The following is a 14,401-nucleotide window of genomic DNA, read 5'->3' on the forward strand; positions in this document are numbered from 1 at the left end:
TTCTTTCGCTACCTCCACGGTACCGTCATGACCCTCACCGCCACCGACTTGCCCGCTCTCGATCCGGTCGCGCTGCAACGCGCGCAGATCGATGCAATCGACCAGGAACTGCTCGCGCTGATCGCGCGCAGGATGCAGCACGCCGCCGCGATCGGCCAGTTCAAGGCGCTCGACGGCCGGACGATCCGCCAGCCGGCAAGGGAAACGGAAATCGTCGCGGGGCTGTGCGCCCGGCCGCACGGGCTGCTGCAGGCGCGCCACGTCGCGGCGATCTGGCACACGCTGTTCCGCGTCAGCCGCGAGTTGCAGCGGGTGCCGTCGGTCGCGTTCCTCGGCCCGTCCGGCACCTTTACCGAGACCGCGATGCAGCGCTACTTCGGCGCCCCGATCCGTCCACATGCGTGCGACACGCTCGAAGCGACATTCGCCGCACTGGCGGCCGCGAACGTCGACCATGCGGTGGTGCCGATCGAGAATTCGACCGAAGGCACCGTCACGCGCGCGATCGACCTGCTGGCCGACGCGACCGCCCCGGTGGTCGGCGAGATCGTGCTGCCGGTCGCGCACTGCCTGCTGAGCGCATCCGGCACGCTCGAAGGCGTCGACTGCGTGCTCGGTCATCAGCAGGCGCTGGCACAGTGCCGTGCGTGGCTCGATGCGCATGCGCCGCAATTGCGCCGCGTGCCTGTCGCGAGCAACGCCGCGGCCGCCCGCGAAGCAGCGAGCATGACGGATTGCGCGGCGATCGCCGGCGAACGGGCGGCCGACCAGTACGGACTGCGTATCGTGGCGAACGCGATCCAGGACGAACCCGGCAATCGCACGCGCTTTCTCGTCCTCGGCGGGCCGCCGGCAGAGCCGACAGGCCACGACCGCACCAGTCTTCTGCTGCAGCTCGACGATACGATCGGCGCGCTCGCAGGCGTGTTCGATGCATTGGCGCGGCACCGGATCTCGGTGCTGTGGCTCGACGCGCGTCCCGGCCGCGCCGCCGGATGGGCGTACCGCTTCTTCGTCGACATCGACGGCCACCAGGACGACGCGCATGTCCGTGCCGCCCTCGGCGACATCAGGACGATCGCCGCCGACCTGCGAATCCTCGGTTCCTACCCGCGCGCGCCGTTCGTCGATGCCGGCGCCGTTGCCGAGCCGAGCGCGACATGAGTGCCGCGTCCGCCGATACCGCCGTCGCGCGCCGGGTGCGGGCCATCTGCGACGGTCACGACGATCGCCTGCTGGTCCTGCTCGGGGTCGTGCCGCCGTCGCTGCGTCGCGACACCGGCGCATGGCTGCGTGCATTGCGCGCGGACTACGAGGACGAACTGGAGTTGCTGACGCATGTGCAGCGCGTGGCTACGCCGGACGTCGACGACGACGCGCGGGCCGCGCTGCTTCGCCGGCTCGGCAGACTGCGGCTGCCGACGGCGTTGGTCGTCGATACGTCCGCGACGGCCTATGGCCGCTGGTGCACGCAGAACGGCGCCACCGCGCACGGCTGGCGGCTGCTGGAAACCGCGCGTGGCGCGGCGCCCGTCGGCGGCGTACTCGTGCCCTGGCGCGACTGCCTCGCGGCACCCGCGACCTCGCGCCGCGTGCTCGCCGACTTCGGCCATGCGTGGGCCGGCATCGATACGAGCGTCGCCATGCTGACCGACGCGCTGCTTGCGAACGACGTGCAGGTCGGGGGCATCGCGCTGGGCGATCTGCTCGCGCGACCCGGTGCCGCGCCCGTATCGCCCGCAAGAATGACCGGCGTCCTGGACCGCCTCGCCAATACGGTGCGCCTGCGCCGTATCACGGCGGCGACGCGCCGGACGCATTCGCTGCGGAGCCGGCTGTGACGGCAGCGCACCATCCGCGCATCGCGTTGATCGGCATGCCCGGTGCGGGCAAGACGACGATCGGCGCGGCGCTTGCGGCGGCACTCGACCGCCCGTTCGCGGATTCCGACCGGGAGATGGAGCAGCGCTTCGGCGCCCCGCTTGCCATGCTGTTTCCGCTGCCGACGTTCCGCGCCCGCGAAGCCGGCGTCATCGATGCGCTGTCGCAACGCGACACGCTGATCCTCGCCACCGGCGGCGGCGCGGTGCTGCGCGACGACACCCGCGCGCGCCTCAAGGCGCGCTGCCACGTGATCTACCTGGTCAGCGACATCGACGCGCTGTACCGGCGCACCGGGCGCGATCCCGCGCGCCCGCTCCTGAACGTGCCCGACCCGCGCGCCGTGCTGGCCGAGTTGCAGCGGACGCGCGATCCGCTGTATCGGGCCTGCGCGCATCGCCTGCTCGACACGCGCGGCGCGTCGATCGACGAAATCGTCGCGGCGGCCCTCGCCGAATCCGCGTCCGCCTGACGGTCGCGCCCATGCGCGCGACTTCCCCGCTCCCGGTTCCCTTCCCGCCCCGTCACGGGCGCTCCCCACTGCCATTTCTGACAGTTGCTCGTTGTTTGAGAATATCTAAAGATATATTTTTAGATAGGTTGAATTCGTCAACCGGACTCGTGGAAACCGATCATGTCCAAGTTTCTTGTCTCGATTCGAAGATGGGGTCCGATCGCTACGGCAGCCGTGACGGCGGCCGTCATGGCCGGTTGTGCCCCGTTCGGCCAGCAGCCGGACCAACAGAAGATCACCCCGGTCGAACAGCTCGACCCGGGCCTCGCCCTTCACGCGGCCAAGGGTCAGGCCGACGTGGACGCGCAATGGTGGCGCACCTTCGGCGATCCGCAGCTCGACCGCGTGCTGGCCGACGCGCTCGCAGGCGCGCCGTCGCTGAAGGCCCAGCGCGCCCGGGTCGACGAGGCGCTCGCGCAAGCCGACGTCAGCGCGGCGGATTCCCTGCCGCTGCTCGGCGCAGCGGTCAGCGCGACGCCGACGCGGCTGCCGCGCAGCTACACCACGCCGCCCCCCGCCGCAGGCCACTGGCAAGTCAACGCGCAGGCGCTGCTGAATGCGTCGTTCGATCTCGACGTTGCCGGCCGCCTGCGCGCGCTGACCCGCGCCGCGACCCTGCGCGCCGGCGAGCAGCAGTCGCTCGAGCGCGCGGCAACCGTGTCGTTGCAGGCTGCGCTCGTCGAAACATACCTGCAGCTCGCGCTCGAGCTGCAACTGCTCGACATCGCGAACGATACGTTGCGTCAGCACGATTACCTGCTGCGCCTCACCCGCCAGCGTGAAGCGGCGGGACTCGACATGCCGGTCGCGGTCGCGCGTGCCGGCGAGCCGCTGCCGCTCGCGCAGGCCGATGTCGAGCGGCAGCGCGCGGCCGTCGCGCTGCTGCGCCACCGGCTCGCGGCGCTCGTCGGGCGCGGGCCCGGCTATGCGGACACGCTCACGCCGTCACCGCGCGTGCTGCATGCCGTCGCGCCGTTGCCCGCGACGCTCCCGGCCGCGCTCGTCGGGCGCCGGCCCGACATCCTGGCTGCCCGCTATCGCGTCGAGGCCGCGTCGGCCGACATCGACGCGGCCCGCGCGGCGTTCTATCCGGACATCAACCTGATGGCGTTCGCCGGCGTGCAGAGTTTCGGCTTTCGCGCGCTGCTTCACGGCAGCAGCGGCACGTTCGGCGCCGGCCCCGCAATCACGCTGCCGATCTTCGAAGGCGGCAGGCTGCGAGCCGGCCTGCGCGCGCAGACCGACGCGTACAACGCCGCCGTCGCCGACTACGACGACACCGTCGTCAACGCGCTCGCCCAGGTCAGCGACTCGCTCGTGCAGCTCGACGCGCTGGCCAGGCAGCGCGACCTGAATCGCGACGCGCTGGCACGCGCCCAGCAGACCTACGACATCGAGACGCGGCGCTACCAGAAAGGCATTTCCGGCTACCTGGACGTGCTGCTGGCCGAAACCCGGCTGCTTGAAGACCGCCGGTCGGTCGCTCGCGCCGATACCTCACTTGCCGTCGAGCACGTCCGGCTGATCGCCGCGCTCGGTGGCGCAACGAACCCCGGAGCCCAACAATGAATCGCACCGACACCCCGCCGGCCGCCGCGCCGGCCGCCGCGGGCGCGGCGTCGCCCCCGCCCGCCGAACAGGCGCTGCGCACCACGCGGCGGCGCTATTTCCGCTGGTTCTTCATCGCGCTCGCCCTGGCCGCACTGGCCGGCGGCTACTGGTGGGTCACGTCGCGCGGCACCGAGACGACCGACGACGCCTACGTGACGGGCGATGTCGTGCAGGTATCGCCGCAGGTGGCGGGCACGGTCGACACGATCATGGTGCAGAACGCCGAATGGGTACATGCCGGCGATCCGCTGTTCCGCGTCGATCCGACCGATGCGAAGCTCGCGCTCGACGACGCCGTCGCACAGCTCGCCCATGCGGTGCGCGAGTACCGCACCGCGCATGCCGACACGGCGCGCGAGGCGGCGCAGATCCTCCAGCGCAAGGCCGAGCTGTCGAAGGCCTCCGACGACCTGCAGCGACGGCTCGGCCTCGCGCAGGACGGCGGCGTATCGCGCGAGGACATCCGCCATGCGCGCGACGCGATGACCAGTGCGTCCGCCGCGCTGGACGCGCAGCAGGCCGCGTACGACGCATCGCGTGCGCGCGTCGACGGCACGTCGATCGACTCGAACCCGCTGGTGCGCGCCGCGGCCGCGCGGGTGCGCAGTGCGGCGCTCGCACTGCGCCGCACCGAAATCCGCGCGCCGCTGGCGGGGCTCGTGACACGCCGTGTCGTGCAGGTCGGGCAGCACGTCACGCCCGGCGCGCCGGCCATGGCGCTCGTGCCGCTCGACCATGTGTGGGTCGAGGCCAACTTCAAGGAATCGCAGCTGCGCGGCATGCACGCCGGGCAGGCCGTCGAGCTTCGCTCGGACCTGTATGGCTCCGACGTCGTGTTCCACGGCCGCATCGAAGGCGTCGAGGCGGGCACGGGTTCGGCATTTGCGTCGGTGCCCGCGCAGAATGCGACCGGCAACTGGATCAAGGTCGTGCAGCGCGTACCCGTGCGGGTCGCGCTCGATCCCGGCGAATTGCGCGCGCACCCGCTGCGCATCGGCCTGTCGATGAACGCATCGGTCGTGCTCGGCGACAACGCGCCCGGCACCGCATCGGCCTCCGTGCGCCCCGCGCCGGCCGCCGCCCGGCGCCCGATCGACGCGACGTCGATCTTCGATGACGATGCATCGTCCGGCGACGCCCTCGTCAACGACACGATCCGCGCGAACGACGGCGCCGCCGTGCGCCGCGCGCCGGGAGCCTGAGCATGGCGCCCGTCGCTCGGGGTGCGGCGCCGAAACTGCCGCTGGAGCCGCTGCAGGGCCCGGCTCTCGTGCTCGTCGCGATCGCGATCAGCGTCGCCAACTTCATGCAGACGCTCGACCTGACGATCGCCAACGTCGCGGTACCGACCATCGCCGGCGATCTCGGCGTCGCGCCCGACATGGGCACCTGGATGCTGACGTCGTTCGCGACGCCGCTCGCGATCACGCTGCCGCTGACCGGCTGGCTCGCGCAGCGCTTCGGCCAGGTGCGGCTGTTCCGGGTCTCGGTCGTGCTGTTCGTCCTGACCTCGATCCTGTGCGGCCTCGCACCGAATTTCGAATCGCTGCTGCTGTTCCGCGCACTGCAGGGCGCGGCCTCCGGGCCGATCACCGCGCTCTCGCAGGCGCTGCTGCTGGCCGTGTTTCCGGCCGCACGCCGCAACGTCGCGCTGTCGGTCTGGCAGACCACCACGTTCGTCGCGCCCGTGCTCGGCCCGATCGCCGGCGGCTGGATCACCGACAACCTCTCGTGGCCCTACATCTTCTACGTCAACGTGCCGACAGGGGCGCTGGTCCTGCTCGTGCTGACCCGCTTCCTCGGCCGGCGCGACAACCCGACCCGCCACCTTCCCGTCGATTTCGTCGGCCTGCTGCTGCTCGCCGCCGCATTCGGCTCGCTGCAGCTGATGCTCGACCGCGGCCAGAACCTCGACTGGTTCGCGGCGGTCGAGATCCGCGCGCTCGCCGTGCTCTGCGTCGTGTCGTTCGTCGCGCTGGTCCTCTGGGAGCTGACCGACGCGCATCCGATCGTCGACCTGCGGCTGTTCGCGGATCGCGGCTTCACGGCGGGAACGATCGCGGTGACGGTCGGCTTCGGCGTCTATTACGGCGCGCTCGTGCTGGTGCCGCTCTGGTTGCAGACCGAGCAGGGCTACACGGCAACCTGGGCCGGCATCGCCACCGCGCCGCTCGGCATCGCGGGCATCGTGATCGCGCCGTTGATCGGGCGCATCCAGGGGCGCACCGACCCGCGCCACCTCGCGACCGTGGCGCTGGTCGGCTGGGGCGCGGCGTCGTTCTGGCGCATGGGCTTCAATACCGACGTGACGCTCGGCGACATCGCGGCCAACTCGCTGCTGATGGGCGCGGCCACCGCGTTTTTCATCACCCCGCTCGTGTCGCTGTCGATCGCCGGGTTGCCTCGCGAAAGGCTGCCGGCGGCGTCGGGCGTGCAGAATGCGCTGCGCCGGATCGGCACCAGCGTCGCCACCTCCGTCGCGCCGACCTATTTCGAACGGCGCTCGCGCGTTCACAACACATACCTCGTCGATCGCATCACGCCGTTCGATCCGGCCGCCGGCGACTGGCTCGCCCGGCTCGAACATGCGGGCATGTCGCCGGCCGGCGCGCTCGCGTCGGTCAGCCGCTCGATCGACGTGCAAGCCCACATGCTCGCGCTCAACGATTTCTCGTTCGGTTGCCTGCTGCTGTTCGGCGCGACCCTGCTGACCGTCTGGTCCATCCGCTACCGGCGTCCGTGACGCCGATCAACCGGCCCCTTCCGATGAACGCCCCCGACCTCCAAAACGTCGTCGCACCCGACATCGCCCCGGCCCGCACGGCCCGGCTCATCTGTTTCGGCGTCTTTCTCGGCGCGCTGACCTTCGGCCTCCTGCTGCCCGTCGTGCCGCTGTACGTGCACGACACGCTCGGCTTCGGCACGCTCGTCGTCGGCACGGCGGTCGGCGCGCAATTCCTCGCGACCGTGCTCACGCGGAGCATCGCGGGCCGCCGCGCCGATCATCGTGGCGCGAAGCGCACGATGTGCGCGGGGCTCGTGTCGTGCGTCGTCGCGGGCGGCGTCTACGTCGCGAGCGCCACGACGCCGGCCAGCCCCGGCGCACGTCTCGCGCTGCTGGTTGCCGCGCGGCTGCTGTCCGGGCTCGGCGAAAGCCAGCTCGTCACCGGCGCGCTCGCGTGGGGCATCGGCACGCTCGGCGCGACCCGCTCGGGCCGCGTGCTCTCGTGGACGGGCATGGCCCTCTACGGCGCGATCGCGCTCGGCGCGCCATGCGGGATGGCGCTCGCGCGCGCCGGCGGGCTGGCGGCCGTGGCCGGCGCCACGATCGCCCTGCCCTGCATCGCACTCGCGCTCGTCGCTTCGCTGCCTGCCGTCGCGCCGCAGCCGGGCCTGCGGGTGCCGCTGTCCCGCGTGCTGCGAATCATCGCGCGGCCCGGATGCAGCCTCGCGCTGCAGGGCGTCGGTTTCGCGGCGATCGGCGCGTTCGTGACGCTGCTGTTCCAGGCGCGCGGATGGGAAGGCGCGGGCCTCGCGCTCAGTTGCTTCGGCGGCGCCTTCGTCCTCGTCCGCGTCCTGTTCGGCCATCTGCCCGACCGGTTCGGCGGCTATCCGGTCGCGCTCGCCGCGCTCGCGGTCGAGGCGATCGGCCAGGCTCTCCTGTGGGCGGCGCCGGTTTCCGGCGTCGCGCTCGTCGGCGCGACCGTGTCCGGCCTCGGTTGTTCGCTGGTCTTTCCCGCGCTCGGTGTTGCCACCCTCCGGCACGTGCCGGCGCAGGCACGCGGCACCGCCCTCGGCGGCTTCACGGCGTTCCAGGACGTCGCCTATGCGTGCACCGGCCCGCTCGCGGGCTGGGTCGTCGCGCGTACCGACTACCCGTCCGCCTTCGCCGTCGGCGCTTGTGCCGCATTCGCCGGCGTCCTGCTGACAGCGTGGCTGATGCACGCCGACCGGTCGCCCCCGTGAGCCCCGGCGGACGGCGGGCGCATGCCCTGCCGTCCGCCGCCCGTATCCGACACCCTCGCGGCGCCCGCGCGGCGCCATCCTGCAGTCCTTCACGCTTCTACAAGGAGTACCGATCATGGAATACCGAACCCTCGGCGGAACCGGCTTCAAGGTCCCCGTTCTGAGTCTCGGCACCGCGACGTTCGGCGGCGGCAACGCATTCTTCAGGGAATGGGGCAGCACGGACGCCGCCGGCGCGCGCGAGCTCGTCGACATCGCGCTCGACGCCGGCATCTCGATGTTCGACAGCGCGGACGTCTATTCCGACGGACTCGCCGAAGAGCTGCTCGGCCAGGCGATCGCCGGCCGGCGCGATCGCGTGATCGTGTCGACGAAAGGCACGTTCCGGCTCGGCGAGGGCCCGAATGACGTCGGGTCGTCGCGCCATCATCTCGCCAATGCCATTCACGGCAGCCTCAAGCGGCTCGGCACCGACTACGTCGACGTGTACCAGCTGCATGGATTCGATGCCCAGACACGCGTCGAGGAAACCCTGCGCACGCTCGACGATTTCGTGCGCGCCGGCAAGATCCGCGTGATCGGCTGCTCGAACTTCTCCGGCTGGCACCTGATGAAGTCGCTCGCGGCCGCCGATCGCGACGGGCTCACGCGGCATGCCGTGCACCAGGTCTACTATTCGCTGATCGGCCGCGACTACGAAACGGAGCTGATGCCGCTCGCGCTCGACCAGCAGGTGTCCGCGATCGTCTGGAGCCCGCTCGGGTGGGGACGGCTGACCGGCCTGATCGGACGGGGCCGACCGTTGCCGGAGACGAGCCGGCTGCACAAGACCGCCAACGAGGGCCCGCCCGTCACGGATGCCCTGCTGCACCACGTCGTCGACGCGCTCGACGAGATCGCCGCCGAAACCGGCAAGTCGGTCGCGCAGGTCGCACTCAACTGGTTGCTGCGGCGGCCCACCGTCGCGAACGTGATCATCGGCGCCCGAAACGCCACGCAATTGCGCGAGAACGCGCAGGCGGCCAGCTGGGCCTTGACACCCGACCAGGTGAAGCGGCTCGATGCCGCCAGTACGACGCAACTGCCCTACCCGTACTGGCACCAGCGCGGCTTCGAGCGCAACCCGGCACCGGTCTAATACGGCGCCTGCGCGTGCGGCATCGGCGGCGACCGATGCGACGGTACCGCACGCGTCGCCGCGGCCTGCATGCGCGCGGCGAGCGGCGACGCGCCGACCAGCCAGTCCAGTTCGACGGGCAACGGCGGCAGCGCGGGCGACGCGTGCGCGGTCAGCGCATCGTAGCCGAACACCCAGTCCGGCTCGGTCGGGCCATGCATGAAGGTATTCGCGGCGGACACGCGATGCACTTCGCCAAGTCGCGCGACCCGGCACTGCGCATAGGTCGAGAACGCACTCGCCGCGTTCGACGAGCCGATGAGCGCACGCAGCAGGATCGTCGCGTCCTCGAGCGCCATGGCCGCGCCCTGCGACATGAACGGGCGCATCGGATGACAGGCGTCGCCGATCAGCACGACGCGCTCGTTGCCGAACTCGAACTGCGGCGAACGTTCGAACAACGCCCACTTCATGACCGACTCGCGTGGCGCGCGTGCCAGCATGTGACGCACGGCCGGATGAAAATCCGCGAAGATCGCCTGCATCTCGTCGACGTCGCCCGGCATCGACGAAGCCTGCGTGGGCCACTCGGCCTGCGGTGTCATCGCGGCGAAATAGAATTCGCGACGCGCACGATCGAGCCAGTACGACAGCACGAATTTCCGGTCGCCCCACCACTTGGTCAGATCCTCGACCGCGAGTTCGCCCAGCAGCGCGCGCGGATACGCCCCGCGAAACGCGACCTGCCCGGAGAATTCCGGCGCCTCGAAACCGCGCAGCGCCTCGCGCACGCGCGAGCGCAGGCCGTCTGCCCCGATCACCAGATCGGCCGTTTCGCTCGAACCGTCCTCGAACGTCAGCCTGATCGCGTCGCCCGCCGGGTCGAGGCCGGCGAGACGCTTGCCCCACGCGATCGTCCCGGGCGCCACCGCCCCCAACAGCGCGGCATGCAGGTCGCCGCGCTTGAGCGTCACGAACGTTGCGCCGAAGCGGCCGATCGCGTGTTCGCCGAGCGGCAGCCGATACAGCAGCTCACCGTCGGCCGCCTGGCGGTTGGCGAACGCATCGGGTTCCTGACCCGCCCACAGCGCCTGGCGATGCACGCCGAGCAGCCGCATCACCCGCATCAGGTTCGGGCTCAGGTGAATGCCGGCGCCCACCCGGGCAAACGCCGGCGCCTGCTCGAACAGGCGCACGTCATGGCCGATCCGTTGCAGCATCGCGCCGAGCGCGCACCCACCGATACCCGCGCCCACGATCGCGATGCGCGCCGCCGAAGTCGTCCCGGTCATCCCTGCTCTCCCACGGTTGCCGCCGGTGCCGCGCCCTGTACGATGATGCCGATCGTGCGTGCGGTGCGTTCGCGAATATCACGCGCGCGCCGATAGCCGTCGGACTCGTACCACGCCTTTGCGCGGTCGATCGAATCGAATTCGAGCACCACGACGCGCCGAGGCGACCACGCGCCTTCGAGCGTTGCCGCCTCGCCGCCGCGCACCAGGAAACGCCCGCCGAATTCAGCGACGGTCGGCGCGCCGATCTCGCGGTACTCCTCATAACCGCGTGCGTCGTGAACATCGATGTCAAACACGATATATGCCGTCATGTCTTCCCCCCACTTGGTCTCGCGGGCCGCGGCCGAGCGCGGCCCCGGTGTCACAGGCTCCCGAGCGCGATGCTGTGCGTGTCGGCCGCATCGAGCCGCAGCTGCCTCGCGCGCTGATATTCGTCGGAGCCGTGCCAGCGGCGCGCCGCGTCGAGATCGTCGAACTCCAGCACGACCAGGCGCCGCGGCGTCCATTCGCCTTCGAGCACGACCACGTCGTCGCTGCGCGCGAGCACGCGGCCGCCGTGCGCGGCGATCGTCGGCACACCGAGCTTCCGGTATTCGGCAAATCGCACTTCGTCGTATACGTCGACATCCACCACCACATAGGCACTCATGTCCGCTCTCCCGTTGATGCATCCGCTTCGTCATGCGCGACTTCGGTATCGAATCGCACGAACACCCGGCCCGCCTCGATCTTCACCGGGAACGTCTTCACGCAAGCCGTGACCGGCGCGCACAGCGCGGCACCGGTACGCACGCTGAAGCGCCCCTGATGCAGCGGGCATTCGATTTCGTCGTCGAGCAGAAAACCGTCGCTCAGGCGCGCCTCGCCGTGCGTGCACTGGTTGTCGGTCGCGAAGATCTCGTCGTCGACCGCGAACAGCGCAATGTCGCGCCCGCCGACGATCACGCCCGTCAACCCCTCCTCGCGTACTGCAGCCGTATCGACCGCATAGGTCCATTCCGTCGTCACGCTGCCTCCTCAGATCGGATAGATGATCGAATTCGGCACCATCTCGCTGTCGTACACGCAGATGCGCGACTCGAAACGCAGCCCGTGCGGCGTGCGGCGTATCCGGTCGAGATAACGACCGGTGTTGTACACGTCGCTCATCTGCTCGCTCTTGGTACGCAGCACCGCGTAGTTCGTCTCGGCCTCGATGACCGATTCGTCGAGATACGTGATGAGCGGCGTGCCGATCAGGTGGCGCTGGTAATACGGGTCGTAGAACAGCGTCTCCTTGATGCCGTACACGCGATCCTTCAGCATCCCCTTGCTCTCGAACGCGAGCAGCGCAAGCGGAAAGTCGCGTTCATGGTTCTCGCGCGGCAACAGCTGATATGTGCAGTCCTCCTCGAAGAATTCCGGCCACGCGTCCCAGTCGCCGCGATCCAGTGCGGACGCGTAGCGCGCGTTCAGGTCCACGAGCCCGTAGAAATCGGCGAAGGTCGCCGCAACCGTTCCGGTGCCGCGCGTCGCGGGCCGTGCGTCGGCCAATGCGGATGAAATCGTCATTCATGCCTCCATCACGTGGCGCCAGTACTGGTACATCCCGCGCACGAGCGTTTCGCTGACCATGTGGTCGGTGCGCTCGTCGACTTCGCGGCCGCCGAGCTCGTTGTATACGTTGCCGTGCTGGATCTGCTCGAAGCTCTGCTGCACGCACTCGATCACTTCGCCGTCGTCCGCCGAAACGAAGCCGGCCGGCCCGAACAGGTTGGCCTGACGCAGCCGCCGGCGCGTCATGTCCTCGTCGTCCGTCTCGAATCCGAAGTGCGTCCAGACGTAATCGAACACGCCGGGGCTGACCGGGCGGATGCGCCGGGTCGACAGCGCATTCACCTGCTGCTGGATGATCACGCTCGGCATCAACGTCAGCATCACGACGGTCGGCTCGCCCCACCACGGCTCGTGCACGACGTCGAGGAAACGGTCGTCGTTCAGCGTCATGCGCTCCTTGAAGCTCGTCACGTTGTGCGTGACCTCGCCGCCGCCCCCGCCGCTGCGGATCGAGATCATCGCGCCGTGACGGTGATGCGCGTCGGTGACCAGCTGGGCCGGATTGTCCGCGCGCCACAGCCCGAAGTTGACGAACCAGGTGTGCAGCAGCCCCGCGTGATAGGGGTCCTTGATGTTCTCCACCATCAGCTTCCAGTTGCTCGGCACGCGCTGGCGCGTATAACCGAGCACGGTCAGCTTCGGCCCGTGGAACAGGCGGTCGTAATAGCGCAGGATGTCGGGACCGAGGAAATCCTCGAACGACTCGACGTCCTGGTCGAACGACGCGAACACCGCGCCGCCGCGCGTCGACACGCGCAGCCGCCGCAACGCGTGATTCTTCGGATCGAAATCCGACGGCATGCCGCCGTTGATCTTGCCGCTCTGCCGTACGCCGCGCCGGAACGGCACGCCGACCAGGTTGCCCTTCAGGTCGTAGTTCCATTGGTGATACGGGCAGTGGAAATCCTTCGCGTTCCCCGCGCGTTCACGACAGAACTGCATGCCGCGATGCGCGCAGGCGTTCTCGAACACGACCACCTCGCCGTCCTCGGTGCGCGTCATCACGACCGAACGCTCGCCGACTTCGGTGCGCTGGAAATCGCCGGGAGACGGCACTTCCGCCTCGAGGCCGATGTAACACCAGTGTTTCGAATAGAACAAACGCTCCAGTTCGCGCTGGTAAAGCGCATCGCTCGTATAGGCTTCGAACGGTGTCCGGCTTGCGCCGTCCCCCTTCCAGTCGAGCGCGTGTGCGATATCGATGGGTGAGTTCAAGAAAGCTCCTTTCAGTAAGAAATGGCTTGTACGGTGCCGGCCGGAACACCCGGTACCAGAAAGCCGACTCGGGACCGCCGTCGCGACGCGACCGCCGCGGCGAACAGCTCGATCAGTGCAACCGTGTCCTCCCAGCCGAGACAGGCGTCCGTCACGCTCTGCCCGTAGGTCAGTGCCCGGCCGGGCACGATGTCCTGCCGCCCCTCGACGAGAAACGACTCGACCATCACGCCGGCAATCGCGCGCTGCCCGTCGCGCAGCTGCCCGGCCACGTTCTCGCATACGGCGATTTGGGCGCGCGTCTGCTTTCCGCTGTTGCCGTGACTCGCATCGATCACGACGTGCGGCGGCAACTGCGCATCGCGCAGCGCCGCACAGGCGGCCGTCACGCTGACGTCGTCGTAGTTCGGCACGCGCCCGCCGCGCAGCACGATGTGCGTATTCGGATTGCCCTGCGTGGACGCGACCTCGAGGCCGCCTTCGTCACGCGGGCGGAGATAGTGATGCGCTGCCCGCGACGTGCGAACCGCGTCGATCGCGATCTTCACGTTGCCGTCGGTGCCGTTCTTGAAGCCGATCGGCGCATCGAGGCCGGATGCGATCTGCCGGTGAATCTGCGACTCGGTCGTGCGTGCGCCGATCGCACCCCAGGACACCAGATCGTCGAGGTAGGGCGCCGTGAGCGGATCGAGAAACTCGGTCGCGACCGGCATGCCGAGTGCGTTGACGTCGAGCAGCAGGCGACGCGCGAGACGCAGCCCGTCGTCGACGCGATAGCTTCCGTCGAGCCGCGGGTCGTTGATCAAGCCCTTCCAGCCGACCGTGGTGCGCGGCTTTTCGAAGTACGTGCGCATCACGACCTCGAGCGTATCGGCGTAACGCGCCCGCAGCGGCGCGAGCCGACGCGCGAATTCGAGCGCGGCGTCCGTGTCGTGAATCGAGCACGGCCCGACGATCAACGCGAGGCGATCGTCCCTGCCCGCGAGGATGCGGGCGAGTGCGCGCTGGGCGCCACGTACCACGCGAGTGGTCGCGGCGTCGGCATGCAACTCGCCGCGCAGTTGCATTGCCCCGGTGACCGCCGCCGTCCCTTTCAGATGAGGCTGTTCCACTTGACTCTCCGATTTCGATTCGACAATACGAAACTCACGGGGGTCAATTAAAGCTTTATCAAATTCGATTCGATACTGTCATTTATCTCAGTCG

At 69.5% G+C, this 14,401-nt stretch carries 15 protein-coding genes; 8 read left to right on the forward strand and 7 right to left on the reverse strand.

From position 1 onward, the window contains the following. Positions 1–27: 27 nt before the first annotated feature. From pheA to E9536_RS27855, 8 genes are all read left to right on the forward strand, one after another. On the forward strand, positions 28–1,164 hold the full coding sequence (gene pheA, locus E9536_RS27820) for a prephenate dehydratase (RefSeq protein WP_136471385.1): 1,137 nt from the start codon (positions 28–30) through the stop codon (positions 1,162–1,164). Next, complete coding sequence (locus E9536_RS27825) at positions 1,161–1,841, forward strand: hypothetical protein (protein WP_136471387.1); 681 nt, start codon at positions 1,161–1,163, stop codon at positions 1,839–1,841. The genes pheA and E9536_RS27825 overlap by 4 nt, the downstream gene beginning before the upstream one ends. A gap of 26 nt (positions 1,842–1,867) precedes the next feature. Beyond that, entirely contained in the window at positions 1,868–2,353 is a 486-nt protein-coding gene (locus E9536_RS27830; protein ID WP_027792283.1) for a shikimate kinase, read from the forward strand. Positions 2,354–2,515: 162 nt separating this feature from the next. Continuing rightward, the gene (locus tag E9536_RS27835; protein WP_136471389.1) at positions 2,516–3,964 is read left to right on the forward strand and encodes an efflux transporter outer membrane subunit; all 1,449 of its coding nucleotides are present in this window, start codon (positions 2,516–2,518) and stop codon (positions 3,962–3,964) included. Next, positions 3,961–5,208 carry an HlyD family efflux transporter periplasmic adaptor subunit gene (locus E9536_RS27840; protein WP_060198318.1) on the forward strand — a complete coding sequence of 416 codons (1,248 nt, stop codon included), beginning with the start codon at positions 3,961–3,963 and terminating at the stop codon, positions 5,206–5,208. The genes E9536_RS27835 and E9536_RS27840 overlap by 4 nt, the downstream gene beginning before the upstream one ends. A 2-nt stretch (positions 5,209–5,210) precedes the next feature. Beyond that, positions 5,211–6,749, forward strand: coding sequence for a DHA2 family efflux MFS transporter permease subunit (locus tag E9536_RS27845; protein ID WP_059696871.1), 1,539 nt, complete (start codon positions 5,211–5,213; stop codon positions 6,747–6,749). Positions 6,750–6,772: 23 nt separating this feature from the next. Then, positions 6,773–7,972 (forward strand): arabinose transporter, encoded by a 1,200-nt coding sequence (locus tag E9536_RS27850; RefSeq protein ID WP_136471391.1) that lies wholly within the window; start codon positions 6,773–6,775, stop codon positions 7,970–7,972. Between the two features lie 115 nt (positions 7,973–8,087). Further along, complete coding sequence (locus E9536_RS27855) at positions 8,088–9,110, forward strand: aldo/keto reductase (protein ID WP_136471393.1); 1,023 nt, start codon at positions 8,088–8,090, stop codon at positions 9,108–9,110. Here the strand turns inward: E9536_RS27855 and E9536_RS27860 are convergent. From E9536_RS27860 to E9536_RS27890, 7 genes are all read right to left on the reverse strand, one after another. Further along, positions 9,107–10,381 carry an FAD-dependent monooxygenase gene (locus tag E9536_RS27860; RefSeq protein ID WP_081072765.1) on the reverse strand — a complete coding sequence of 425 codons (1,275 nt, stop codon included), beginning with the start codon at positions 10,379–10,381 and terminating at the stop codon, positions 9,107–9,109. The two genes, E9536_RS27855 and E9536_RS27860, sit on opposite strands and share 4 nt — an antisense overlap. Next, positions 10,378–10,680 carry a DUF1330 domain-containing protein gene (locus tag E9536_RS27865; RefSeq protein ID WP_230942762.1) on the reverse strand — a complete coding sequence of 101 codons (303 nt, stop codon included), beginning with the start codon at positions 10,678–10,680 and terminating at the stop codon, positions 10,378–10,380. The genes E9536_RS27860 and E9536_RS27865 overlap by 4 nt, the downstream gene beginning before the upstream one ends. A 65-nt stretch (positions 10,681–10,745) precedes the next feature. Then, positions 10,746–11,033 carry a DUF1330 domain-containing protein gene (locus E9536_RS27870; protein WP_027792275.1) on the reverse strand — a complete coding sequence of 96 codons (288 nt, stop codon included), beginning with the start codon at positions 11,031–11,033 and terminating at the stop codon, positions 10,746–10,748. Then, positions 11,030–11,392: a non-heme iron oxygenase ferredoxin subunit gene (locus tag E9536_RS27875; protein ID WP_059696880.1), complete on the reverse strand. Its 363-nt coding sequence runs from the start codon at positions 11,390–11,392 to the stop codon at positions 11,030–11,032. Before E9536_RS27875 ends, E9536_RS27870 begins: the two co-directional genes overlap by 4 nt. A gap of 9 nt (positions 11,393–11,401) precedes the next feature. Continuing rightward, on the reverse strand, positions 11,402–11,935 hold the full coding sequence (locus E9536_RS27880) for an aromatic-ring-hydroxylating dioxygenase subunit beta (RefSeq protein WP_027792273.1): 534 nt from the start codon (positions 11,933–11,935) through the stop codon (positions 11,402–11,404). Then, positions 11,936–13,195 (reverse strand): Rieske 2Fe-2S domain-containing protein, encoded by a 1,260-nt coding sequence (locus tag E9536_RS27885; RefSeq protein WP_136471395.1) that lies wholly within the window; start codon positions 13,193–13,195, stop codon positions 11,936–11,938. An 11-nt stretch (positions 13,196–13,206) separates the two neighbouring features. Then, positions 13,207–14,307, reverse strand: coding sequence for a 3-deoxy-7-phosphoheptulonate synthase (locus tag E9536_RS27890; RefSeq protein WP_063623169.1), 1,101 nt, complete (start codon positions 14,305–14,307; stop codon positions 13,207–13,209). Positions 14,308–14,401 lie beyond the last annotated feature (94 nt).

The sequence above is a fragment of the Burkholderia sp. LS-044 genome, assembly GCF_004803625.1.
GTDB classification, from domain to species: domain Bacteria; phylum Pseudomonadota; class Gammaproteobacteria; order Burkholderiales; family Burkholderiaceae; genus Burkholderia; species Burkholderia cepacia.